Below are 20,518 nucleotides of genomic sequence, written 5' to 3'. Positions count from 1 at the left end.
CCAGAAAACCGACACGCCCGGTCCGGACGCACCCGGCTGCAACAGAATATCTTCAACACAGAAATGACGGTGGACAGCACCGGTTACCGATCTGCAAATGATGCGGTTCACTCTCTGATCGCAGCGCAGGCAGGCCCATGACCGCATCCTCCTCTTCCCGGACGCCGATTCCGGGCGTTGCGGTCCTGGCCGTCAGCGCGGTTGTTCTGGGATTCGCGTCCATCCTGGTCAAAGCGTCAGACCTCGGTCCTCAGGCGATCGCCTTCTGGCGGCTCTCGCTCGGTCTGCCCCTGCTCGCCCTGGCGCTGATCCATGGCCTGCGCAAGCAACGCCGCGCCGGCCGCCCCTTCATTCTGCGGCCACCGGGGTGGAAAGCGCTGGCGCTGGCGGGCGTGTTCTTCGCCGGCGATCTCGCCTTCTGGCATGCCGGCATCAAGATCACGACCGCCGCCAACGCCACGCTCCTGGCCAATCTGACGCCCATTCTCGTGGCGATCGCCGCCTGGTTCCTGTTTCAGGAAAGGCCCACGCGCGGCATGGTGCTGGCGGGCGCTCTCGCCATCCTGGGCGCGGTCTGTCTGGCCGCCGGCAATGTCCGGTTCGCGCCCGAACGGGTCAGCGGCGACATCCTCTCGGCGCTCACAGCGGTCTGGTACACCGGCTATCTGTTGAGCATCCGCGCGGCCCGACGGGCCGGCGCCGCCACGGTCGAGGTGATGTTTTGGTCAGCCTTTGTCGGCGCGCCGATCGCGCTGCTGATCGCACTGGGGTTCAACGAACCGCTCTTGCCGCCAGAGCCTTCGGACTGGTGGCCCTTGCTGGCTCTGGCGCTGATTGTCCATGTGGGCGGACAGGGCGGCGTCGCCTACGGACTGGGTCATACTCCGGCCGCACTCGCCACCCTGATCATCCTGATCCAGCCGGTCGTCTCCGCCCTTGTCGGCTGGATCCTGTTCGGAGAGGCCTTCACGCCCCTGCAATGGGCCGGGGCCGCCTTCGTCCTGATCGGCGTTTACGCCGCACAACGCGCAGGCGTTCAAGTCTCGACCCCGGGCTCGGGCGCGGTTAAACCCGACCCATGACCGACACGACTGCTCCCGCCTCCGCTTCCTCTGCTCCGAAACCCGGCGACGATCCCTTTCGCGCCCTGGGCGGCCCGCTGATCCGCGACATCTGGTATGTGGCGATGACGGCGGACGAGCTCAGAGCGGGCAAGCTCTACAAGAAGAAGTTTCTGGGCGAGCCCATCGTGATGGGGCGCGATGGCAAGGGCGAACCGTTTGCCCTGCGGGACCTCTGCCCGCACCGGGCCGTGCCGCTGTCCGCCGGACAGATGCTGGACGAACCCGATGGCGGCAAGACGGTGGAATGTCCCTACCATGGCTGGCGGTTCCGCCCCGACGGCGGATGCGCGCATATTCCATCGCTCGTGGAGGGGCAGCCCTTTGATCTCGAGAAGATCCGGGTGCGCAAGTACGCGCTGGCCGAACAGGACGGGCTGATCTGGATCTACATGCCCACCGACCCTGCGGGCGAACCCGACAGCGCGCCGCCCCGGTTCGAGAACATGGTGCTGCACAAGGGCCAGACCGAAGCGAAAGTGAAATTCGTCCAGCGCGCAGAACTCGCCTGCCATCAGGACCACGCCGTGATCGGGCTGCTGGACCCGGCCCACACGCCGTTCGTGCACAAGAGCCCGCTCTGGCGCAGCTCGAAGACGCTCAAGGAAAAGGAGAAGCATTACGCGCCCAGCGAGATGGGCTTCACCATGCTCTCCCACAAGCCGGTCAATTCCTACATCTACAACATCATTGGCGGCGAGATCCGGGTGGAGATCCAGTTCCTGCTGCCGGGCCTGCGCGCGGAATCCATCCGCAATGAGAAATACGGCTTTCTCGGCCTTGCCGCGATCACGCCGATTGACGAGAACCTGTGTGAAATCCGTGAGATCATGTACTGGGACGTGCCGATCCTGAATCTCGTCAAGCTGATCGCCCGTCCCTTCACCCACGCCTTCCTTGAGCAGGATGCCCGCATCATGAAGCTGCAGGGCGAGGGCCTGTCCTACAATCCGCCGCTCATGCAGATTCCGGACGCCGACACCCTGATGGTCTGGTATCGCCGCCTCAAGCGTGAATGGATGAGCGCAAAGGCGGAAGGCCGGGCCTTCAAGAACCCGGTCAAACCCGCTGTCTTGCGTTGGCGGACCTGACGCCTAGCGCGCCAGCATGCCTTCGATGACCACGCGCACCCGCGCTTCCAGCGACACGATCGGGCGTTCCTCGAATTCGCTGCGTCGCGCCGCGCGCATGGCGCCCAGGAACAGATCGCTCAGCACCGCGATCAATGTGTCCACATCCACATCCCGCCGCAGCTCGCCTTCGGAGATCCCGGTCTCCACGACACGGCGGATGGGACGCCAGGCCAGTTCCATCTGGTCAAAGGCCGCCTGATAGGTGGGATCCGCCACCATCCAGCTGTGCCCCACGGCGGCGGCGAACAGCTCGCTGTTGCGCGACTGACCTTCCAGCATGATCTGCAGCAAGGCGATGATGCGGTCGGCCAGATTTCCGGACAGGGCGGCTTCCATCTGTTCGACGGATTCCGCGATCATCTCGACTTCATTGCTGAGGATCGCCATGAGCAGCGCCGCCTTGGACGGCTCGGCGTTCAGAACGGTTCCGGGCGAGACGCCCGCCTCGTCAGCAATGGCCTTGATGGTCGCGCCTTCATAGCCCTGAGACAGAAAAACCTTTTCGGCCGCCTCAAGAACAGCGGCTTTTGTCGCTTCACGCCGCATATCGCGACGGGTCACGCGCCCTCCAGCAAGATCACGCATAGATCAGGCCCTTAAATGAATGTACTCAGCGATTCGCGCACTATGGAGTCTTTCCGGGCGCTTGAACAGGCAGCCGGGCGATTTTGCCCGTTTTGCGCGAACTTGCCTGCCGCAAACGCAGAAGTAGAAACATTTTCAAGTTTGCCGCATCCCCGACGCCATTGCCAGTTTTTGTGTTCCGGCCTACATCAGCGCCATGATCACACTCGTCGATATTCTTCTGTACATCCTGCTGGCGATTGTCTTCGTCGTCCTCTGCCTGGGGGTCTTCTCCCTGTTCAAGGGCGGGGACTTCGGCCGGTCCTGGTCCAACAAGCTGATGCGGGCCCGCGTGGTGCTGCAATTCGTCGCCATACTGGTGCTCGTGGCCGGCTTCTGGCTGAAGAGCCATCTGGCGGCCTAGTCCGCTCCTGTCTCGAGCAGATGATCGAGACTTTCGCCCAGAACCGGTGCGAGCTGACTGATCCGACCCTCATTGACCACGGCCGCGGCGGCCATGCCGCGCTCCGGATCGATTTGCGCGCGGATCATCCACATGGTGTTCGAGCCTGAATGCCCCAGACGTCCGTCTGGCGTCACGCCCCAGCCCATGGCGTAGGCCTCTTCGCCCACAGGGGCGTGAAGACGCGCCCAGCTCTCGGCGCTGAGATAAGGGCCATCCTCGGCCGCCAGATGGGCCTGCAGGAAATCGAGCACATCATCGAGAGCCATATGCGCCCAGCCCGCCGAGTTGAGCACGGCCGGATTGTCGGCCCGTTCATCCGGTTCACGCGCAGCCAGACCGCCAAACAGTCCCGCGGCGTGCCCTCGGGGCTGATCAAGCGCGCCGACCTCGCCAGGCGGGCCCCAGCCCGCGCTGTCCATGCCCAGCGGCGTGAACACCTCATCCTCCATCAGCGCTTCATACGGGCGATCCGCCGCCTGTTCGAGCATGAGGGCGGCAATGACATATCCGGCATTGGAGTACAGAAACGCCCCCCGTTCGGTGGCGGGAGGCTGATTGAGCACGATTTCAGCAAAACGCACGCGGTCCGCCGCCACATCCCGGCTTTCATCGGTTCCAAGAAAGTGAAACACGGACAGACGGCCCAGATTGGCGGGCAGGCCGGACCGGTGATGCAGGAGGTCCGCAAGGGTTACGGACGCGTAGGCGGGGTCCATCCCCACCCCAGAGAGGCCTTCAGCCAGCGAGGTGTCCCAGTCGATCCGCCCGGCTTCCACCAAACGGGCCGCCAGCGTGGCGGTCATCGCCTTGGTATTCGACCCCAGATGCCACAGATCACCGGGTTGCACCGGCATGGTCTCTTCCAGGGCGCGCACGCCTGCAACGGCGACGGCGCGGTCACCGGATCGGGTCACGCGCGCGACGCCGGCCGCCGGCGCGCCGCTTCGAGACAAAAGCGCCTCGGCTTCCGTCTGCAAGGCCTGCCGGGCCTGTGCAGGCGACACGCACAGGAGGGCGATCGCCAGAATGCTCATCAGACCTTTCATCTTCGCACTCCCCGATGTTACGCAAAGGTAACTCCTCTCAGGCATGGCAGCCTCATCTTTCGTCGTCAAGCATCGCCTAAAAGCGATCTGTCCCACGCATCTCGCGCCATTGCCCCGCCCTCTCCGGCCCGATAGCGTGCACAGCCTGTTCAGGGAGCTCGCCACATGGTCCGTCTCACGAAAATCTACACCCGCACCGGCGACACGGGACGCACCCGGCTCGGCGATATGAGCGAAACCGACAAGTTCGATCTGCGGGTCGAGGCCTATGGCGCTGTCGACGAGCTGAACGCCGCACTCGGCCTCGCCGCCTCGGAAGCGGGCGACGATCATCCGCTCACGGCCGAGCTGACCCGCATCCAGAATGACCTGTTCGATCTGGGGGCGGATCTGTGCGTGCCGGATAAGGGCGAGAAACTCGACTGGGAGCCCTTGCGCATGACGCCGGGGCAGACCGATTGGCTGGAAACCCGCATCGACGCGCACAATGAGAATCTGGAACCGCTCGACAGCTTCATCCTGCCGGGCGGCTCGGAACTCTCCGCTCGCCTGCACCTGGCGCGCACCATCGCCCGGCGCGCGGAACGCCGCACCGTGGAGCTCGCAAGCCGCGGCGGTGTGGTGGGCGCGCCGGTCATCACCTATCTCAACCGAGTATCCGATTATCTGTTCGTGGCCGCGCGCATCGCCAATGAGGCCGGCGCGCGCGATGTGAAATGGATCCCGGGCGCGAACCGCTAGCCCCCCTCGCTCACGCAGGCGTGAAGCCTTTTCCAATTCGGAAACAACGAAATTCGCGCGGCATGGGTAGCGAAATCGGGGCGCCCCTCCCTATGTAACGGCGTGCGGCTTGTGGCCGCAGTCTGCCGTTCAATAAAAGGGACAGAGCACAATGAAGACCGCTTACGCCGCCGCCTCGCTGGCCGCCTTCCTGGGCGCCGCCACCCTCGCCCCGACCGCTTTCGCCGATCCGGCCGAGTACCAGTTCGACAAGACCCACACCGCCATTCGCGCCACCTGGACCCATCTGGGCTTCTCCCACCAGGCCATCCAGTTCACCGATTTCGACGGTGTTCTGATGCTCGACTTCGAGGAGCCGGAAAACTCCACCGTCGATGTGACCTTCAATCTGGAAGACGGCTTCTGGGTCGGCGCCGATCAGGACCGCTTCGTGGGCCATCTCAGCTCGCCGGACCTGTTCAACATCTCCGAGTATCCGACCGCGCGCTTTGTCGCGACCGGTTTTGAAACCGAGGATGGCGAGACCGGCCAGATGACCGGCGACCTGACCCTGCTGGGCCAGACCCACCCGGTGACCCTCGACGTCACGCTGAACCAGCGCGCACCGAACCCGATGTCGGGCACGCCGACCGCCGGCTTCACGGCCACGGGCGAGATCCTGCGCTCGCAATGGGGTCTGGGCTATGCCGCGCCGGCGGTTTCCGACGAGGTGCGCATCGAGATCAACACCGAGCTGACTCTCGTCAGCGAGTAAGCGTCTCGCGCAGGCTCGCCTGCGCCACTGACGATGATTGACGGCCGGTCCTGCTCGACAGGAACCGGCCGTTTGTCTGTGCGTTTGCACATCTGCATATGGCGGGCTCTCACGCCCGGACTGCTGCACCGCAGCGCCATGTCCGGACCTTCAGGCATGGCGCGTTGACTTATGGGGGTGGCAAGGGCAGTTTCCGCCCCTAAGTTCAAGCCTGACCAAAGTCGGTGCGAGTTCACGGGAGCGCCAGCTCCGTCGCACCGAAGAGTTCCAACGAGTAGCAACCGGAGCCGTCGATGAAGATCCTCGTCCCCGTCAAACGGGTGGTCGACTACAACGTGAAGGTCCGCGTCAAACCGGATCAGAGCGGGGTCGACCTGGCCAACGTCAAGATGAGCATGAACCCCTTCTGCGAAATCGCTGTCGAAGAAGCGATCCGCCTGAAGGAAAAAGGCATCGCCGAAGAGATCGTCGTGGTCTCCATCGGCCCGGCCCAGGCTCAGGAAACCATCCGCACCGCCCTCGCCATGGGCGCGGATCGCGGCATTCACGTCACCACGGATGAAACGGTCGAGCCGCTGGGCGTCGCCAAGATCCTCAAGGGCGTGGTCGAGGCCGAATCCCCCGAGCTTGTGCTTCTGGGCAAGCAGGCGATCGACGACGATTCCAACGCGACCGGTCAGATGCTCGCCGCCCTGATGGGCTGGCCGCAAGCCACCTTCGCCTCCGAAGTCGAGAAGACCGATTCCGGCTTCAAGGTGACCCGCGAGATCGACGGCGGTCTGCAGACCCTCGCCATCCCGTCCCCGGCCATCGTCACCACCGACCTGCGCCTGAACGAGCCGCGCTATGCGTCTCTGCCGAACATCATGAAGGCCAAGCGCAAGCCGATCGACGCCAAGACCCCGGACGATTACGGCGTGGACATCAGCCCGCGTCTTGAAGTCGTGAAGGTCTCCGAGCCGCCCAAGCGTGAAGCCGGCGTCAAGGTCGAGACCGTGGCCGAGCTGGTCGACAAGCTGAAGAACGAAGCGGGGGTGATCTAAGATGACTGTTCTCGTTATTGCTGAACACGACAACGCGGAACTGAACGACGCCACCCGCGCCGCCGTGACCGCCGCTTCCAAGATCGGCGGCGACATTCACGTGCTGGTCGCCGGCAAGGGCGCGGGCGCGGTGGCCGAAGCCGCCGGCAAGCTCGACGGCGTTGCGAAAGTCCTGCACGCCGATTCCGACACGCTCGAGAAGAAGCTGGCTGAAGCCATGGAAGCCCTCGTGGTCTCCATCGCGGGCGATTACGACGCCATTCTCTCCCCGGCCACGACCGTGGGTAAGAACTTCATGCCGCGCGTCGCCGCCAAGCTCGACGTCATGCTGATTTCCGACATCACGGCTGTTGAAAGCGCGGACACCTTCGTGCGCCCGATCTATGCGGGCAATGCGATGCTGACTGTCAAATCCAACGACGCCAAGAAGGTCATCACCGTGCGTCCGACCACCTTCGAGAAGGCGGGTGACGGCGGTTCGGCCTCCGTGGACACGATCGACGCTCCGGTGCCGAGCGCGAACTCCGAGTTCGTCTCCGAAGAGCTCTCGAAATCGGACCGTCCGGAACTGACCCAGGCCAAGATCGTCATCTCCGGCGGCCGCGGCATGGGCAATGGCGAGAACTTCGCCATCCTTGAAAAGGTCGCCGACAAGCTCAACGCCGCTGTGGGCGCCTCGCGCGCCGCGGTCGATGCGGGCTTCGTGCCGAACGACTATCAGGTCGGCCAGACCGGCAAGGTGGTCGCCCCGGAACTGTACATCGCCGTCGGCATTTCCGGCGCGATCCAGCACCTGGCGGGCATGAAGGACTCCAAGGTCATCGTCGCGATCAACAAGGACGAGGAAGCCCCGATCTTCTCCGTCGCCGATTACGGCTTGGTCGCAGACCTGTTCGACGCTGTCCCGGCGTTTGAAGCCGAGCTTGAGAAAGCGGGCTACTAGGCCGCTTCCGACAGACCCAAGAAAAACCCCGGAAGCCGTGCTTCCGGGGTTTTTTGTGTTCCCAAGCTGCGCCTAGGCGGTCGCCAGCATGATCATGCTTGTCGTGTTGATGACGCCATGCGCGATGACAACCGGCATCAGATTTCTCTTCCCGAAGAGAAACAGCAATCCCATCAGGAAACCGACTACGCCGGTCACCGCGAGTCCGTACAGCCCCTGAGACGGGATGTGCATGGCGCCAAAGGCGAGCGCGATCCCCGCAGCGGAGACGAACCCGGCAAGACGGGTGTCGCCCAGAGCCCGCATCAGGCTGTTCATCAGAAAACCGCGAAACAGCAATTCCTCGCCAAAGGCCGCGTTGATCCACATCACGGCGATGGACAGCGTCAGACTCAGGGCCAGGTCCGGCCCCTCGACCAGCATGACAGGTTCAGCGTCAGGCGGGGTTATCAGACCCGCAGACGCCAGCAGAGAAATGGACAGCATCACCCCCGCAAAAATCAGGACGGCGCCAAGAACGCCCGTCACGATCGCTTTCAGAACCGAACGCGGACGCGATACGCCTAGGCTGGACAGGGGCCGCCCGCGAAACCGCGTATAGGCGATGACAGCGATGGATAGCAGGAGCGAGGCCCAGACGCTCCAGGACAAGGCGTATCCGCCGATCGTGACCTGCTCGAGGCTGAACTTGAGGCCGTAGCCCAGGAGGAAATATCCGCCGATCACGGCGACAAGGCTCAGGGCCGCTTCAAGCAGCCGGGGATGACCGTTCATCTCTGATCTCTTTTCTGTTCGACACAACCAACCGGCTGTGCGAGTTTTCTCGCATCTTTTCGCCGGATAGCGATTTCTTTAAATCGCATTTAAATTTATGTCAATGGAAGTTGGATAGGATGAAAAATACCTACCTCTTGATCCGCTATGGCGTATTGCTCTGGATCGGTCTGTCTGTCGCGGGCCTTGTCGGCCTCCTGGCGCAAGCCGGACTGGGCCTGCACATCCCCTTCATCACCTTCGATGAACGCGGTCCGGGCGCGCCCTCCTCTGCAGGGCTTCTGGGCTATGTGATCGCGCTCTCCAGCGGAGGGCTGTTCGTCGCCGCGCTCTTTCAGGGATATCTGACCGTCAAACGGCTCGAGACGATTGGCGAGAACTGGCGTCAGAGCGCGCAGGACCTGCGTCGACTGTCCGTCCTTCTGGTCATCGCCACCCTGGCGGGATTTATGGGCGACAGCCTGATCGAGACGATCGCGGTCATGCGGGCAAACGGTCTGCCAGCCCTCTCTCTGGTGCTCGACTTTCGGGATCTGAGCACCATCGTGATCAGCCTGATCATCTATCTGGTGTCCCGGGCGCTCGACATTGCGCAGGCCGAGATCGAAGAAAACCGCCAGTTCTTGTGAGACCCCATGCCCCTAGTGATCAATCTCGACGTCATGCTGGCCAAGCGGAAGGTCAAGTCCAAGGACCTCGCCAAATATCTGGGCCTGACCGAGACCAGCCTGTCCCTGTTCAAGTCCGGCAAGCTCAAGGGCATCCGCTTCAAGAATCTCGAGATGATGTGCGAGTATCTCGACTGCAAACCCGGCGACATTCTTGATTACGTGCCCGGCCCGTCTGAAGAGTCTGAGCGCGCGCCCGAAGACTAGAGATCGGGCGGCTCCACCATTCCGTCTTCCGCCTCTGGCCCAGCCGGACTGAAACTCCCGCGCCGCGCCTGCTCCAGCTGGGCCAGATGCAGGACGTCACGCGCCATCTGAGCGCCGATATAGGCGTAGGACACCACCCCGACCATGGTCACCACAAAGGCGGCGGCCAGAAGGCTGAGCACCCAGCCCTCGAGGTCTGAACCGCTCCCGAGTGCGCCCATGATCCCGCCCTCGAGGATCTGGTTGAAGATCACGAGAACCGTAATGGGAGCGGTGAAATTGACGATTGCGGTATAGCGGAACGCGGCCTCGGCCTGCTCCTTGCTCACAACGGCCAGGCCCGTGAAATAGGACAGCCCGGCCGCCCCCAGGCCAGCAAGACCCGTCTCAAGCCTTATGGCGCGATCAGAGCGCCTCATCGTCTTGACGCGATGGCTTCGCGTTCTGGGATTGAAGCCGGCCAGAGCGCCGAGGTTCAAAGCGGAACCAAGTGTGGCCAGAACGCCAAACTGCTTCTGGGTCTGCTCAAACAAAGCCTCAGCCGCCTCAACATCTTGGGCGTGCATCATTGAGTCTCGAACGCTCGCTCGACCGGCCAGTCCCCGGTCTCCGACCGCCAGGCGAGGCTGGCGACTTTCCACACGCCCTCCTGCCGCGCCAGCACGATGGTGTTGACCCCCGCGGCGAAGGTCTCGCCGGTATCCGCGCGCGTCGCTTCATAGGCGCTCAGGACCGTGGCGAGCCCGCCATAGACATGGGTCTGACGCCGGGTCTCGGCTTCGGTGAAGCCCATTTCGGACAGGCGCTCGGCATTGCGGCTGACATAATCCTCGATAGTGAGGGTCACGACGCGGTCCTCGCCATCGGGCTGCGGCGCCAGCACCGTCATCTGCGCGCCTTCAAGGAACATCGCCCGGAAGCGGTCCCAATCGCGCACCTCGCCGACCGGGCCCGAGATGACGTCATAGAGCGCCTCGACGGCTTCGCCCGGCGTTTCCTGCGCCAGGGCTGGCGCGGAAAGCCCCAATGCGGCCAAGCCCGCGCCAAAGATCATCAGATGTTTCATGACAGCGTCCTCCCCAGACTGAAAGCCTGATTGGGACCGCTCCCGGTCTTAAAGGCAAGTGAAGGCGCGTTAATACCGCTCCAGCGCGGCTTCGATTAGCGCATGGGCTTCCGGGCTGTCCCATTCCGCTTCGCCCGCCAGACGCCCGATCTCCTGACCATTGCGGTCATAGAGGATGGTCAGCGGCAGGCCGCGATTGGCGCTGCCCATCACGCCAAAGGCGATGCTCATTCCGGGGTCGAAATAGAAGTTCAGGTTCTCGAGCTCGTACTCTTCGAAAAAGGCGAGCGGCTCCTCGATCCGGCGATCCATGGAAATGGTGACGACCTCGAACGCGTCCGAACCATACCGGCCCTGGAGCGCGTCCAGATACGGCATCTCCACAACGCAGGGCGCGCACCAGGTCGCCCAGAAATTCACCAGCACGATCTTGCCGCGCATGTCCGCAAGCGTCAGCTCCTCGCCCGTTTCGGTGACAAGAGTGTTCTGCGGCTGGTCCGGCGCCTCGGGGACCGTTCGGAATTTCGCCATTGTCCCCACGGCGTAACTGTCGAGCGGGCCATGGGTGGAACTGACAAACGAACTGAAAATGACGTATAGGATGGCCAAAGCGCCAATGCCGCCGACCGCGATAATGCCCGTTTTCAATGTCGGCGTTTTCATTTCGACCTCTTTCCTACCGGTTCGTTCGCGAACCCCGCCCAAGGACGCATCGCCCATGACCGAAGATGTAAAACCCCAAAACGCTCAGGCCAGCGGAATCTGGGGCGGCCGATTTAACGCCGGACCTTCCGCCGTGATGCAAGCCATCAATGCGTCCGTGGGCGTGGATCAACGACTTTTTGAACAGGATATCGCCGGCTCCCTCGCCCATGCGCGGATGTTGGCCGCCTGCGGTGTGATTTCAAGCGAGGACGAGCAGGCGATCACCTCGGGCCTTGTCGCGATCCGCGATGACATTCTCGCAGGCCAGTTTGAGTGGAAGCCCGAGCTTGAAGACGTGCACATGAATATCGAGGCGGCGCTGAAGGACAAGATCGGCGCCCCTGCCGGCCGCCTGCACACCGCCCGCTCACGCAATGACCAGGTCGTGACGGACTTCCGCCTCTGGCTGCGCGGCGCTCTGGATGACGCGGCGAAGGGCCTGCGCGCCTACCAGGAAGCGCTGGTCAAACAGGCCGAGGCCCATGCCGACTGGGTGATGCCGGGCTTCACCCATCTTCAGACCGCCCAGCCCATTTCGCTGGGCCACCATCTTCTGTGCTGGGTCGAGGCCGCCGAGCGCGACCGGGGCCGCCTGCTGGATGCGCGCGACCGCCTGAATGAATGCCCTCTGGGCGCGGCCGCGCTAGCTGGCACCGCCTTCCCGATCGACCGTTCAATGACGGCGGACGCCCTTGGCTTTGACGTGCCCATGGCGAACTCGCTCGACGCGGTGTCCTCGCGCGACTTCGCGCTGGAAGCGCTGGCGGCGGCGGCGATTACGGCGGTGAACCTGTCGCGTTTCGCAGAAGAGATCGTCCTGTGGACTTCGGGTCGCTTCCGCTTCGCCCAGCTGACCGACGCCTTCTCCACGGGCAGCTCGATCATGCCGCAAAAGCGCAATCCCGACGCCGCCGAGCTGGTGCGCGCCAAGCCGGGCCGCATTTCCGGCGCGCTGCAGGGGCTGATCATTGTCTGCAAGGGCCTGCCGCTCGCCTATTCCAAGGACATGCAGGAAGACAAGCAGATGGTCTTCGACGCCTTTGATGACCTGGCGCTCGCGGTCGCGGCGATGACCGGCATGGCGTCCGATCTCAGCTTCAACCGGGACACGCTTGAAGCGGCGGCGGGGGAATCCTATTCCGACGCCACCGACCTCGCGGACTGGCTGGTGCGCGAGCTGAACATGCCCTTCCGTGACGCCCACCATGTGTCAGGCTCCGCCGTGAAGGCCGCCGAAGCCAGGGGCGTGCCGCTGAAAGACCTGCCGCTCGCCGAGTATCAGGCCATCGAGCCGCGCATCGACGACCGGGTCTTTACGGTGCTCTCCGCGCGTGCCTCCATGGAGAGCCGCACCAGCTATGGCGGCACCGCACCGGTGCGCGTCCGCGAACAGGTGCAGGCCTGGAAAGAGCATTTCGAGTTTGAGGCGGAGCTGTTTGACGCAGACGCCGATGGAGAGACGGCATGAAGAAACTGACCCTCGCCTTTCTGGGATTCGCGGCGGCGATGGTGTTGTCGGGCTGCGGCATTCGCGGTGATCTCGAACGTCCCCCGCCCTTCTGGGGACCGGACGAGCGCACCGATGAGGAGCGCGCCTATGAGACCGAGGACGCCCCCGCCGAGGCGCAAGCCGAGGCCACTGCAAACGGTGAAACCCGCTAGGGCTTTCCCCCGTGCAAAGCCGGTCCTGAGCGTATAGCCTTCCAGTCATGCAACGCTCGCACGCCTTCCTTCGCGCACGCATTGCGCTCCTGTGGGAGCGCGCGGCTCCGGTGCTGATCGGCCCGGCGGCGCTGCTGGGCGCCTATCTGGCGCTTGCCCTGTTTGGCGCATTCGAACGTCTGGGCGACCCCTGGCGGCTGATCGCGCTGGCGATGACGCTGGGCGCAGCCGCGGCCTGGATCCGCTGGAAACTGCCCTTGTTCACGGTTCCGGACCGGACCGAGATCGAACGCCGTGTGGAAGACGATAGCGGTCTGAAAGATCGTCCGTTCGAGGCGCTGCGCGATGCCCCGGCGTCTGGCGATCCGCAGCTCTGGTCCGCCCATATCGAGCGCATGAAGGCGCGACTTGCAACCGCAAGAGCGCGCCGCCCCAGAGCGGCCTGGGGTCGGCTTGATCCCTATGGCCTGCGCGTCAGCTTCGTCATCGTCCTGCTGACCGGCGGCTTCCTGGCAGGTGATCTGGCCGGCCCGCGTCTGGGGGACGCCTTCGCACCACGGCTTCTGGCGGGCGGCGGTCAGGATGCCCGCGTTGATCTCTGGGTTGAGGCGCCTGACTACACCGGTCGCCCCGCTTTGTTCCTGCGCGATCGCCGCACTGCTGAAATCCCGGAGGGCTCGACGCTTTTCGCCCGCATCGCCGGTCTCAATCGCGCGCCCAGCATATCCGGCGCGCCGTTCGAGACCGAAACCCTGTCCGAGGGCGTGCAACTGGCGCGCATCACGCCCCAGTCAGATGGCGTGATCAGCCTGCGGGCGGGCCGCCTGCGTGAAAGCGTGGACTTCACCCTGATTGAGGATACGCCGCCGCATCTGACCTTTGCAGCCGAACCCGAGGGCGATGCGCAGGGCCGGTTGAAGCTCGAATTTGTCGCCGAGGATGATTACGGGCTCAAGACGATCTGGCTGGAATACGCCCGGGCCCCGGCGGATGAGAGCCAGCCGGCCGCCGTCTTTCAGAGCCAGGAGATCACACCCGGTCAGATCCGCCCGTCTGAAGGCGGTCTGGATCTCGCCGAAATCGACCTGTCGCGCAGCCCGCTCGCCGGCGAGCGCGTGGTGATCCGGCTTGCAGGCGTCGATGGCGCCGGCCAGCGCGGGCAAAGCGGGGAGATGACGATCACCCTGCCCCAACGGGTGTTTCTCGATCCTCTGGCCCGGTCGGTCGCCAGCGAACGCCGTCGTTTCCTCCAGGTCGATGACAGCTACGCCGCCATGCCCGACGGCCCGCCGCGCGAGCGGCCCTATCTGGATGATCAGCCCCAGCGCCGTCTGGAACGCGCTCCTGACGAAATACGTCGCCTCGCCATGGCGCTCAACGCCGTCAGTGATGCGCCCTCCTCCTATTTCGACGATGCGATTGTCTGGATGGGCTTGCGCACCGCCCTGATGGAGGTGCGTCGGGCGCGCGAGCTTGATGAGCTTGATCATATGGAGGGCGATCTGTGGGACATCGCCCTGCGCGCCGAGCTGGGCAGTCTGGCCGATGCGGAAGCCGCGCTCGCCGCCGCTGAACGCGCGCTGGCCGACGCCCTGGCGCGCGGCGCGGACCAGATCGAGATCTCAGCCCTGATGGACGCCTTCGAGCAGGCCATGGACCGCTACATGCAGCTTCTGATGCGCGAGGCCGCTGAAGCGGGCCGCTTCGCCGAGGGCGGCGGGGGCGGCAACATGTCTGCGGACATGCTGGAGCAATTGCTGGAAGCCCTGCGCGAAGCCACCGAGCTTGGCGACACCGAAGGCTCGCGTCAGGCGCTCGCCATGCTGGCCGAACTCCTGCGCAACATGCAGGTCACCCTGGGGCAGGGCAATGGCGATGGAGAGGGCGAAAGCGCCGCCGCCCAGGCCATGCGCGAGGCGCTCGAGGAGCTGAGCGACGCCATCAATGAACAGCGCGGGCTGATGGAGGACACCTTCAACGCCCAGCGAGAGCAACAAGAGGGCCAGCAGGGCCCGTCCGGTCGCGACCCGCTGTCAGACCCGCTCGCGCCCGGCGAGCCTGAGCGCGGTGGTTCGACTGACGATTCCCTTGAGGGCCCGCAAAGCTTTGAACGTCAGGACGGCGCCTCGGGGCGTGGTCTGCAGGAGCTGGCGGAACCGCAGGAAAACCTGCCCGGCGGCCTTGGCGACATCGAAGACGCCATGCCCGGCAGCGAAGCCGGCGAGGACGCCCGACAGGCCCTGCAGGATGCCCGCCGCGCCATGGAAGACGCCGCCCGCGCCCTGCGTGAAGGGGATGGCGAGGACGCGCTCGCGCGTCAGGACGAAGCGCTGGCGGGACTGCGCAGTGCGGCGCAATCAGCCGCTGAAGCGCTGGAGCAGGAGCTCAATCAGGGTGAAGAGGGCGAGGGCAATGATCCGCTTGGCCGCGGCGCCGCGGAAGGGCAGGACACCCAACTGCCCAGCGAAAGCGAACGTCAGCGCGCCCGCGACATCCTGGAAGAATTGCGTCGCCGGGCCGCGGAGCGAGGCCGCCCGCAGGAAGAGCTCGACTATATCGACCGGCTGCTGGAACGCTTCTAGGCGCTAGTGATGATCGCTGGCGTGTGGCTGGGGCGCCGCGTGGTCTTCGGCCGCGCCGTGGTCATCACCCTGTGCGGCGCCATGATCTGCCGGGTCATGAGGATCATGCGACGCGGCGTCGCCGTGATCGGTCGCCGCAGGCGCGGCTTGTCCGCCCGAATGATCGCCCCCCGCATGAGCGTCACCATGTGACATCGCAGCGTCATCGTGAGCGGCCGTGGGATCACCATGAGCCGCTTCCGGCGTTGCGGCGCCCGTATCAGCGATGATCACCTCGACCCGGACCGCGCCCTCGGGCACGGTTTCCAGCGTCGTGTAGAACCGTTCGGCGCCGCCGCCCGGCAGAGAGGCGGATTCCAGCGCCACCGGCCAGCTTTCCAGCACCACGCCCTGAGAATCCAGAACACGCGCGCTCAGCGGCACGGTCGGGCGATCGCCGCCCGTAATGTTCTCCAGAACGCCTTCGACATGGAGACCGCCCTCTTCAAAGCTGGCGGTCAGCATGCCCACTTCCAGCCCGTAAGGGTTGATGTCCATGCCCACAGCGGCATAGGCGCCGGCGGTGCGCGGCCAGGTCTGCACGATATTGACGCGGAAGATCACCGCGCCGATCAGCGCCACGGCCAGGCAGGCGGCGACGCCGGCCCAGCCGGCGCCTTCCACGGCCTTGCGCTGTTTGAGGCGTTGCTGTTCGGCGCGCGCGCGCACGGCGGCGGCGGGCTTTTCACGAATCGATGGCGCGGGTTCGGCGTCAGCTTGCGGATCGGCCTCTGACGGCGCCGGAGACGGATCGAAAGAGGGCTCGACCGGCTCGTTCAGGGTCAGCCCCTCATCCTCCACGACCCAGGAGTGCGCACAGGCGGCGCACTTCACCTTGTTGCCGCGCGCGGCCAGGGCGTCGGCATCCACGCGATACTTCGCCTCGCAGCTGGGACAGGTCACGATCATGGACGGACGCCTCGCTTGTCCTGCATAGTCGACTTCGAATTCACGCCAAGCTGCGGTACGCCAGACCCATGAGCTCACACCCGAATGATCCGGCTCCAAACACGCCCGCCTTTGAAACGGCGGTGCGGTTTGATTCCGTGGGCATGCGCTATGGTCGGGGCCCGGAAGTGCTCAGCGACCTAAGCTTTGAGTTACCAAGCGGAAGTTTCCATTTCCTCACCGGACCGTCCGGCGCGGGAAAGTCTTCACTGCTGCGACTTATTTATCGCGCCGAGCGCCCGTCCCGTGGCCTGATCAATCTGTTCGGACGGGACGCCTCGCTTCTGCCGCGTGACGCCCTGCCGGCTCTGCGCCGTCGGATTGGCGTGGTGTTTCAGGACTTTCGCCTGCTCGACCATCTGACCGTCTTCGACAATGTCGCCTTGCCCCTGCGCGTCGCAGGCCAGGCGCGCTCAAGCTATGCCGAGGATGTGGCCGAACTTCTGGCCTGGGTCGGTCTGGGCGAGCGCATGGACGCCTTCCCCTCGACCCTGTCGGGCGGAGAGCAGCAACGCGCCGCAATCGCCCGCGCCGTGATCTCCAAGCCCGACCTGCTGATCGCGGACGAGCCGACGGGCAATGTGGACCCTGAGATGGCGCGGCGCCTGCTGCGCCTGTTCGTCGAGCTGAACCGGCTGGGCGCGACGATCCTGATGGCGACCCACGACCTGACCCTCGTGAACAGCCTGAACGCGCCGGTGCTGGAGCTGTCCGAGGGCCGACTGGTGGGCAAGGTGCGCGCCGCATGAGCCAGGACAAGTCCAAAGCCCAACGGGTCGCGCCGCTTCTGCCGCCTGATTCGGGGCGGGACCGACCGCTCTTCGCCGTGGCGGCGATCCTGGTCTTTCTGGCCTGCCTGTCCGCCTTCGGCGCCGCGGGCGCCTGGCGCGCGGCGGATGGCTGGACCGATCAGCTGACCGCCGAGATCACCGTCCAGATCCTGCCCGGCGAGGATCGTGATGCGGATGCGGACGCCGTCGCCGCCGCCGAAGCCATCGCCCGCCTGCCCGGCGTGACCGGCGTGATCGCCATGGACCGGGCCGAAGCCGAGCGCCTGGTCAGCCCCTGGCTGGGATCGGCGGACCTGCCCGAAGACCTGCCGGTCCCCCGGCTGGTGGCGGTGCAGATCAATGCCGACAACCCGCCGGCCAATGGCGCCATCGAGGCGCTGTTGGCGGACGAGCCCTATGAGATACTTGTCGACGATCATCAACGCTGGGAAGACGCTGTGCAGCGCGCCGCGAACGCCGTGCGCTATTTCGCCCTCGGACTGGTGCTCCTGCTGACCGTCGCCGCCGCGGCCGTGGTGGCCTTCGCCGCGCGCGCCTCGCTCGCCGCTCGCTGGGACGTGGCTGAAGCCCTGCATCTGGTCGGGGCGCCCGACCGCTATGTCACGGGCCTGTTTCAGGAACGGTTCTTCTTTCTGGGCCTCAAATCGGGTCTGACCGGATCCATCGCCGCGGCGCTCGCCGCCCTGGGGCTGGCGCAGGCCGGGGCGGCCTCTGGCGGCTTGTTCTTTGTGCCCACGCTTGAGCTGGGCTGGAGCGCGCTGATGATCCCGCCCCTCGCCGCCCTGATTGCAGCGCTCATCGCCGCCGTCGCCGCGCGCACGGCCGTCTCCAGCGATCTGAAGGCGCGATGGTCATGAGCGGCGGGCGGTTCCTCAGGCTGACCGCCTTCATCCTTCTGACCGCCTTCGTGGTGGGCTTTGCGCTGTTTGTACGCCAGGCCCGCACCTTCACCCCCGACGCCTCCGTGCGCGGACAGGCGATCGTGGTGCTGACAGGCGGCCCCAACCGCGTGAGCACCGCCGCCGCCTTGTTGCAGGACGGCTCGGGGCGACGTCTGCTCATCTCCGGGGTCAATCCGGACAGTCCGCCGGCTGATATCGCCGCCGCGGCCGGGGCGTCTCAGGCGCTCTTCGAATGCTGCGTGGATTTCGGACTTCAGGCCGCCGACACCATCGGCAACGCCGCCGAGACCGCCGCCTGGGCCCGCCAGCACGGCTATGACCGGATCATCGTCGTCACCAGCGACTATCACATGCCCCGCGCGCTACTGGAGCTGCAGGCGGCGATGCCGGATGTCCGACTGGTGGCCTATGGCGTGCCGGCGCCGGCGCCCTGGAGCGGCGGCCATGAAGCGCGGCGATGGCTGGTGGAGTATGTAAAATACGCCGCCGTCTATGGACGCGAACGCGTTCGCACGCTTTAAGCCCATCTGAACTGTCTAGGAGAGCTACGTGGCCGCACTCAGGTCTGCAATTTTCGTCGTCTGGATGTACGGGCTGATGGTGGTGATGGGGATTGTCTGCGCCCCGTTCCTGCTCGGCCCGCGCAGCGGCGTGAAAGGCTGCATGCGCGTCTATCTGGCCCTGGTCTTCGGCGGCCTCAGACTGATCTGCGGCATTCGCTATGAGGTCCGTGGACGCGAGCATCTGCCGAAGGGCGGCGCCCTCGTCGCCTCCAAGCACCAGTCCATGTTCGAGACCCTGGCCTTCTGGGCGATTCTGGATGATCCGGCGATCATTCTGAAGAAGGAGCTGGCCTATCTGCCCTTCTTTGGCTGGTACGCCATGAAGCTCAAGAACATCAAGGTGGACCGCTCCGCGGGCGCCAAAGCCCTGCGCGACATGCTCAAACAGGCCAGCCAGCGCGCCGAGGAAGGCCGTCAGGTCGTGATCTTCCCGCAGGGCACGCGCCTGGAGCCGGGTGAAAGCGACAGCTACAAACCCGGTGTCGTGGGGCTATACAAGGCGATGAAAACGCCCTGCGTCCCTGTTGCGCTCAATTCCGGCCTCTACTGGCCGCCCCATGGCTTCGTGCGCAGACCTGGCGTGATCATTGTGCAATTCCTGCCCGCGATCGAACCGGGCCTGAGCAAGGACGCCTTCATGGCTGAACTTCAAACCCGGATCGAGACCGCTTCGGACGCGCTTCTGCCGGCCTCCCATTCCGCCGAGACCGCAGCATGACCGCCCAAAACGCCCCGGCTCGCCCCCATTCCCGGCTCGGCCTGTATCTTCCCTTTGGCGCGCTCGCGCTGGCGATCGTCATCCACGCGGCCTACTGGGTGATCATGTCCGGCCAGATCCACACCGCCGCCGAGGCCTGGATCGAGGACAAGGTCGAGGCGGGATACGCCATTGACTATTCCACGATGAAGGTGCGCGGCTATCCGTTCCGCTTCACCATCCATCTGAGCGAAGCGGAAGTCAGCGCGCCAGCCACGGACGGAGGCTGGCGGATTTCCATGGACGCCGCCGCCGCCAGCGCCCAGTTCTACAATCTTGATCACTGGATCGTCACGCTGGGCCAGAACGCCATTCTGGATACGCGCATTGATGGCGAGCGCTCTCAATACGCCCTCGTCAGCGAGAAGGCGCGCCTCAGCCTCATCACCCGCAAGGGAGTCACGAGCCAGATCGGCGCGGAAATCAACGCCCTGTCCATTGAGGCCCTGTCCGGACCCGAACCGATGATCGGCGCCGTCGAGCGCTTTGCAATGAACGGGCGCATGGCCGAGACAGGCGAATTCATCAGCGGGTTCGAAATCGAAGGCATGCGGTTTCATGACAGCCAGCTCGACAATCCGCTTCAGTCCGCCTTTGGCGACACCGTCACGCTTGTTCAGCTTGATAGCGTGCTGACAGAATTCGACACCCTGTCCCTGGCGGGAGACCCGCTGGCCTGGTCCCGCGCCGGCGGCCGTCTTGTCATCCGGCAAACCCGGCTTGACTGGGGCCCGGCCGCCCTGACCGGGTCGGGCGAGATCACGCTGGATCGCGAGATCCGCCCTGCGGGTCGATTGAGCGTGGTGGTCTCCGACCCTGAAAGTCTGATTTCGGCGCTGGAAGACGCCCGCCTCGTCTATGACGAACAGGGCGCTGCGCTGCGTCTGGCGGCCATGATGGCGCCGCGCCGTGACGAGGGCATCGCCCTGCCCTTCCTGTTGCAGGATGGCGGCCTGTTCCTGGGGCCCGCCCGGATCGGCGAAGTCGGCGCACTGGACTAGGCGCCGCCGCAGACACGCAAAAGCCCCGGACGCCTGGCGTCC

Annotated in this window: 24 protein-coding genes; 17 read left to right on the top strand and 7 right to left on the bottom strand. The window is 65.0% G+C overall.

Annotation, left to right across the window (positions count from 1 at the left end; translation table 11 throughout):
- Nucleotides 1-137: 137 nt before the first annotated feature.
- Together OA2633_RS12200 and OA2633_RS12195 are read left to right on the top strand one after the other, a co-directional pair.
- On the top strand, nucleotides 138-1,082 hold the full coding sequence (locus OA2633_RS12200; RefSeq protein ID WP_009802868.1) for a DMT family transporter: 945 nt from the start codon (nucleotides 138-140) through the stop codon (nucleotides 1,080-1,082).
- Nucleotides 1,079-2,212 (top strand): aromatic ring-hydroxylating dioxygenase subunit alpha, encoded by a 1,134-nt coding sequence (locus OA2633_RS12195; protein WP_009802867.1) that lies wholly within the window; start codon nucleotides 1,079-1,081, stop codon nucleotides 2,210-2,212. The genes OA2633_RS12200 and OA2633_RS12195 overlap by 4 nt, the downstream gene beginning before the upstream one ends.
- Nucleotides 2,213-2,215: 3 nt before the next feature.
- Here the strand turns inward: OA2633_RS12195 and OA2633_RS12190 are convergent, their stop codons facing one another.
- A complete protein-coding gene (locus tag OA2633_RS12190) occupies nucleotides 2,216-2,815 on the bottom strand; it encodes a TetR/AcrR family transcriptional regulator (protein WP_241760709.1) in 600 nt (199 codons plus the stop codon).
- A 220-nt stretch (nucleotides 2,816-3,035) separates the two neighbouring features.
- Between OA2633_RS12190 and OA2633_RS12185 the strand changes: the two genes are divergently transcribed.
- On the top strand, nucleotides 3,036-3,242 hold the full coding sequence (locus OA2633_RS12185; RefSeq protein WP_009802865.1) for a twin transmembrane helix small protein: 207 nt from the start codon (nucleotides 3,036-3,038) through the stop codon (nucleotides 3,240-3,242).
- Here OA2633_RS12185 and OA2633_RS12180 read toward each other — a convergent pair.
- Complete coding sequence (locus tag OA2633_RS12180) at nucleotides 3,239-4,330, bottom strand: serine hydrolase (protein WP_009802864.1); 1,092 nt, start codon at nucleotides 4,328-4,330, stop codon at nucleotides 3,239-3,241. The genes OA2633_RS12185 and OA2633_RS12180 overlap by 4 nt on opposite strands.
- A 165-nt stretch (nucleotides 4,331-4,495) precedes the next feature.
- Between OA2633_RS12180 and OA2633_RS12175 the strand changes: the two genes are divergently transcribed.
- The 4 genes from OA2633_RS12175 (at nucleotide 4,496) to OA2633_RS12160 (ending at nucleotide 7,811) form a co-directional block, all read left to right on the top strand.
- A complete protein-coding gene (locus OA2633_RS12175; RefSeq protein ID WP_009802863.1) occupies nucleotides 4,496-5,071 on the top strand; it encodes a cob(I)yrinic acid a,c-diamide adenosyltransferase in 576 nt (191 codons plus the stop codon).
- Between the two features lie 151 nt (nucleotides 5,072-5,222).
- Complete coding sequence (locus OA2633_RS12170; RefSeq protein WP_009802862.1) at nucleotides 5,223-5,825, top strand: YceI family protein; 603 nt, start codon at nucleotides 5,223-5,225, stop codon at nucleotides 5,823-5,825.
- Between the two features lie 293 nt (nucleotides 5,826-6,118).
- Nucleotides 6,119-6,868, top strand: a complete 750-nt coding sequence (locus OA2633_RS12165; RefSeq protein WP_009802861.1) for an electron transfer flavoprotein subunit beta/FixA family protein — start codon at nucleotides 6,119-6,121, stop codon at nucleotides 6,866-6,868.
- Between the two features lies 1 nt (nucleotide 6,869).
- Nucleotides 6,870-7,811, top strand: coding sequence for an electron transfer flavoprotein subunit alpha/FixB family protein (locus OA2633_RS12160; RefSeq protein ID WP_009802860.1), 942 nt, complete (start codon nucleotides 6,870-6,872; stop codon nucleotides 7,809-7,811).
- Between the two features lie 72 nt (nucleotides 7,812-7,883).
- Here the strand turns inward: OA2633_RS12160 and OA2633_RS15545 are convergent, their stop codons facing one another.
- Nucleotides 7,884-8,585 (bottom strand): CPBP family intramembrane glutamic endopeptidase, encoded by a 702-nt coding sequence (locus tag OA2633_RS15545; RefSeq protein ID WP_009802859.1) that lies wholly within the window; start codon nucleotides 8,583-8,585, stop codon nucleotides 7,884-7,886.
- Nucleotides 8,586-8,704: 119 nt separating this feature from the next.
- On the opposite strand from OA2633_RS15545, the gene OA2633_RS12150 reads away from it, so the two are divergent.
- Complete coding sequence (locus OA2633_RS12150) at nucleotides 8,705-9,214, top strand: hypothetical protein (RefSeq protein ID WP_009802858.1); 510 nt, start codon at nucleotides 8,705-8,707, stop codon at nucleotides 9,212-9,214.
- A 6-nt stretch (nucleotides 9,215-9,220) separates the two neighbouring features.
- Nucleotides 9,221-9,460: a helix-turn-helix transcriptional regulator gene (locus OA2633_RS12145; RefSeq protein WP_040612690.1), complete on the top strand. Its 240-nt coding sequence runs from the start codon at nucleotides 9,221-9,223 to the stop codon at nucleotides 9,458-9,460.
- On the opposite strand, the gene OA2633_RS12140 is transcribed toward OA2633_RS12145, so the two are convergent.
- The 3 genes from OA2633_RS12140 to OA2633_RS12130 all read right to left on the bottom strand — a co-directional run bounded on the left by OA2633_RS12140 (nucleotide 9,457) and on the right by OA2633_RS12130 (nucleotide 11,189).
- On the bottom strand, nucleotides 9,457-10,029 hold the full coding sequence (locus OA2633_RS12140; RefSeq protein ID WP_156776239.1) for a hypothetical protein: 573 nt from the start codon (nucleotides 10,027-10,029) through the stop codon (nucleotides 9,457-9,459). The two genes, OA2633_RS12145 and OA2633_RS12140, sit on opposite strands and share 4 nt — an antisense overlap.
- Nucleotides 10,026-10,526, bottom strand: coding sequence for a hypothetical protein (locus OA2633_RS12135; protein ID WP_009802855.1), 501 nt, complete (start codon nucleotides 10,524-10,526; stop codon nucleotides 10,026-10,028). The genes OA2633_RS12140 and OA2633_RS12135 overlap by 4 nt, the downstream gene beginning before the upstream one ends.
- Nucleotides 10,527-10,595: 69 nt before the next feature.
- Entirely contained in the window at nucleotides 10,596-11,189 is a 594-nt protein-coding gene (locus OA2633_RS12130) for a TlpA disulfide reductase family protein (RefSeq protein ID WP_009802854.1), read from the bottom strand.
- A 55-nt stretch (nucleotides 11,190-11,244) separates the two neighbouring features.
- On the opposite strand from OA2633_RS12130, the gene argH reads away from it, so the two are divergent.
- The 3 genes from argH to OA2633_RS12115 are packed head-to-tail and all read left to right on the top strand — an operon-like array spanning nucleotide 11,245 to nucleotide 15,475.
- Complete coding sequence (gene argH / locus OA2633_RS12125) at nucleotides 11,245-12,699, top strand: argininosuccinate lyase (RefSeq protein ID WP_009802853.1); 1,455 nt, start codon at nucleotides 11,245-11,247, stop codon at nucleotides 12,697-12,699.
- Nucleotides 12,696-12,893 (top strand): lipoprotein, encoded by a 198-nt coding sequence (locus OA2633_RS12120; RefSeq protein WP_009802852.1) that lies wholly within the window; start codon nucleotides 12,696-12,698, stop codon nucleotides 12,891-12,893. Before argH ends, OA2633_RS12120 begins: the two co-directional genes overlap by 4 nt.
- Nucleotides 12,894-12,940: 47 nt before the next feature.
- Nucleotides 12,941-15,475: a DUF4175 domain-containing protein gene (locus tag OA2633_RS12115; RefSeq protein WP_009802851.1), complete on the top strand. Its 2,535-nt coding sequence runs from the start codon at nucleotides 12,941-12,943 to the stop codon at nucleotides 15,473-15,475.
- A gap of 3 nt (nucleotides 15,476-15,478) precedes the next feature.
- Here OA2633_RS12115 and OA2633_RS15540 read toward each other — a convergent pair whose 3' ends face one another.
- Nucleotides 15,479-16,423, bottom strand: coding sequence for a zinc-ribbon domain-containing protein (locus OA2633_RS15540; protein ID WP_050752876.1), 945 nt, complete (start codon nucleotides 16,421-16,423; stop codon nucleotides 15,479-15,481).
- Between the two features lie 68 nt (nucleotides 16,424-16,491).
- Here OA2633_RS15540 and ftsE point away from each other — a divergent pair, with 68 nt between their 5' ends.
- Genes ftsE through OA2633_RS12085 form a run of 5 tightly spaced genes read left to right on the top strand, consistent with a single transcriptional unit; the run spans nucleotide 16,492 to nucleotide 20,476 of the window.
- On the top strand, nucleotides 16,492-17,211 hold the full coding sequence (ftsE, locus tag OA2633_RS12105; protein ID WP_009802850.1) for a cell division ATP-binding protein FtsE: 720 nt from the start codon (nucleotides 16,492-16,494) through the stop codon (nucleotides 17,209-17,211).
- Nucleotides 17,208-18,110, top strand: a complete 903-nt coding sequence (locus OA2633_RS12100; RefSeq protein WP_009802849.1) for an ABC transporter permease — start codon at nucleotides 17,208-17,210, stop codon at nucleotides 18,108-18,110. The genes ftsE and OA2633_RS12100 overlap by 4 nt, the downstream gene beginning before the upstream one ends.
- Nucleotides 18,107-18,676 (top strand): YdcF family protein, encoded by a 570-nt coding sequence (locus OA2633_RS12095; protein ID WP_241760708.1) that lies wholly within the window; start codon nucleotides 18,107-18,109, stop codon nucleotides 18,674-18,676. The genes OA2633_RS12100 and OA2633_RS12095 overlap by 4 nt, the downstream gene beginning before the upstream one ends.
- A gap of 28 nt (nucleotides 18,677-18,704) precedes the next feature.
- Nucleotides 18,705-19,436: a 1-acyl-sn-glycerol-3-phosphate acyltransferase gene (locus tag OA2633_RS12090; protein WP_040612688.1), complete on the top strand. Its 732-nt coding sequence runs from the start codon at nucleotides 18,705-18,707 to the stop codon at nucleotides 19,434-19,436.
- Nucleotides 19,433-20,476, top strand: a complete 1,044-nt coding sequence (locus tag OA2633_RS12085) for a DUF2125 domain-containing protein (protein WP_009802846.1) — start codon at nucleotides 19,433-19,435, stop codon at nucleotides 20,474-20,476. The genes OA2633_RS12090 and OA2633_RS12085 overlap by 4 nt, the downstream gene beginning before the upstream one ends.
- Nucleotides 20,477-20,518 lie beyond the last annotated feature (42 nt).

The sequence above is a fragment of the Oceanicaulis sp. HTCC2633 genome, assembly GCF_000152745.1.
Taxonomy (GTDB): Bacteria; Pseudomonadota; Alphaproteobacteria; order Caulobacterales; family Maricaulaceae; genus Oceanicaulis.
Note: the sequence above shows the minus strand (reverse complement) of the source record. Positions and strands in the feature narration are given on the sequence as shown.

What these genes read in the sequence shown, in the direction of transcription:
- OA2633_RS12115 (WP_009802851.1), top strand. Translation starts at nt 12,941, where the DNA reads ATGCAACGCTCGCACGCCTTCCTTCGCGCACGCATTGCGCTCCTGTGG.
- OA2633_RS12100 (WP_009802849.1), top strand. Translation starts at nt 17,208, where the DNA reads ATGAGCCAGGACAAGTCCAAAGCCCAACGGGTCGCGCCGCTTCTGCCG.
- OA2633_RS12160 (WP_009802860.1), top strand. Translation starts at nt 6,870, where the DNA reads ATGACTGTTCTCGTTATTGCTGAACACGACAACGCGGAACTGAACGAC.
- OA2633_RS15545 (WP_009802859.1), bottom strand. Translation starts at nt 8,585, where the DNA reads ATGAACGGTCATCCCCGGCTGCTTGAAGCGGCCCTGAGCCTTGTCGCC.
- OA2633_RS12085 (WP_009802846.1), top strand. Translation starts at nt 19,433, where the DNA reads ATGACCGCCCAAAACGCCCCGGCTCGCCCCCATTCCCGGCTCGGCCTG.
- OA2633_RS12145 (WP_040612690.1), top strand. Translation starts at nt 9,221, where the DNA reads ATGCCCCTAGTGATCAATCTCGACGTCATGCTGGCCAAGCGGAAGGTC.
- OA2633_RS12120 (WP_009802852.1), top strand. Translation starts at nt 12,696, where the DNA reads ATGAAGAAACTGACCCTCGCCTTTCTGGGATTCGCGGCGGCGATGGTG.
- OA2633_RS12095 (WP_241760708.1), top strand. Translation starts at nt 18,107, where the DNA reads ATGAGCGGCGGGCGGTTCCTCAGGCTGACCGCCTTCATCCTTCTGACC.
- OA2633_RS12180 (WP_009802864.1), bottom strand. Translation starts at nt 4,330, where the DNA reads ATGAAAGGTCTGATGAGCATTCTGGCGATCGCCCTCCTGTGCGTGTCG.
- argH (WP_009802853.1), top strand. Translation starts at nt 11,245, where the DNA reads ATGACCGAAGATGTAAAACCCCAAAACGCTCAGGCCAGCGGAATCTGG.
- OA2633_RS12135 (WP_009802855.1), bottom strand. Translation starts at nt 10,526, where the DNA reads ATGAAACATCTGATGATCTTTGGCGCGGGCTTGGCCGCATTGGGGCTT.
- ftsE (WP_009802850.1), top strand. Translation starts at nt 16,492, where the DNA reads ATGAGCTCACACCCGAATGATCCGGCTCCAAACACGCCCGCCTTTGAA.
- OA2633_RS12195 (WP_009802867.1), top strand. Translation starts at nt 1,079, where the DNA reads ATGACCGACACGACTGCTCCCGCCTCCGCTTCCTCTGCTCCGAAACCC.
- OA2633_RS12165 (WP_009802861.1), top strand. Translation starts at nt 6,119, where the DNA reads ATGAAGATCCTCGTCCCCGTCAAACGGGTGGTCGACTACAACGTGAAG.
- OA2633_RS12130 (WP_009802854.1), bottom strand. Translation starts at nt 11,189, where the DNA reads ATGAAAACGCCGACATTGAAAACGGGCATTATCGCGGTCGGCGGCATT.
- OA2633_RS12150 (WP_009802858.1), top strand. Translation starts at nt 8,705, where the DNA reads ATGAAAAATACCTACCTCTTGATCCGCTATGGCGTATTGCTCTGGATC.
- OA2633_RS12185 (WP_009802865.1), top strand. Translation starts at nt 3,036, where the DNA reads ATGATCACACTCGTCGATATTCTTCTGTACATCCTGCTGGCGATTGTC.
- OA2633_RS12200 (WP_009802868.1), top strand. Translation starts at nt 138, where the DNA reads ATGACCGCATCCTCCTCTTCCCGGACGCCGATTCCGGGCGTTGCGGTC.
- OA2633_RS12175 (WP_009802863.1), top strand. Translation starts at nt 4,496, where the DNA reads ATGGTCCGTCTCACGAAAATCTACACCCGCACCGGCGACACGGGACGC.
- OA2633_RS12170 (WP_009802862.1), top strand. Translation starts at nt 5,223, where the DNA reads ATGAAGACCGCTTACGCCGCCGCCTCGCTGGCCGCCTTCCTGGGCGCC.
- OA2633_RS12140 (WP_156776239.1), bottom strand. Translation starts at nt 10,029, where the DNA reads ATGATGCACGCCCAAGATGTTGAGGCGGCTGAGGCTTTGTTTGAGCAG.
- OA2633_RS15540 (WP_050752876.1), bottom strand. Translation starts at nt 16,423, where the DNA reads ATGATCGTGACCTGTCCCAGCTGCGAGGCGAAGTATCGCGTGGATGCC.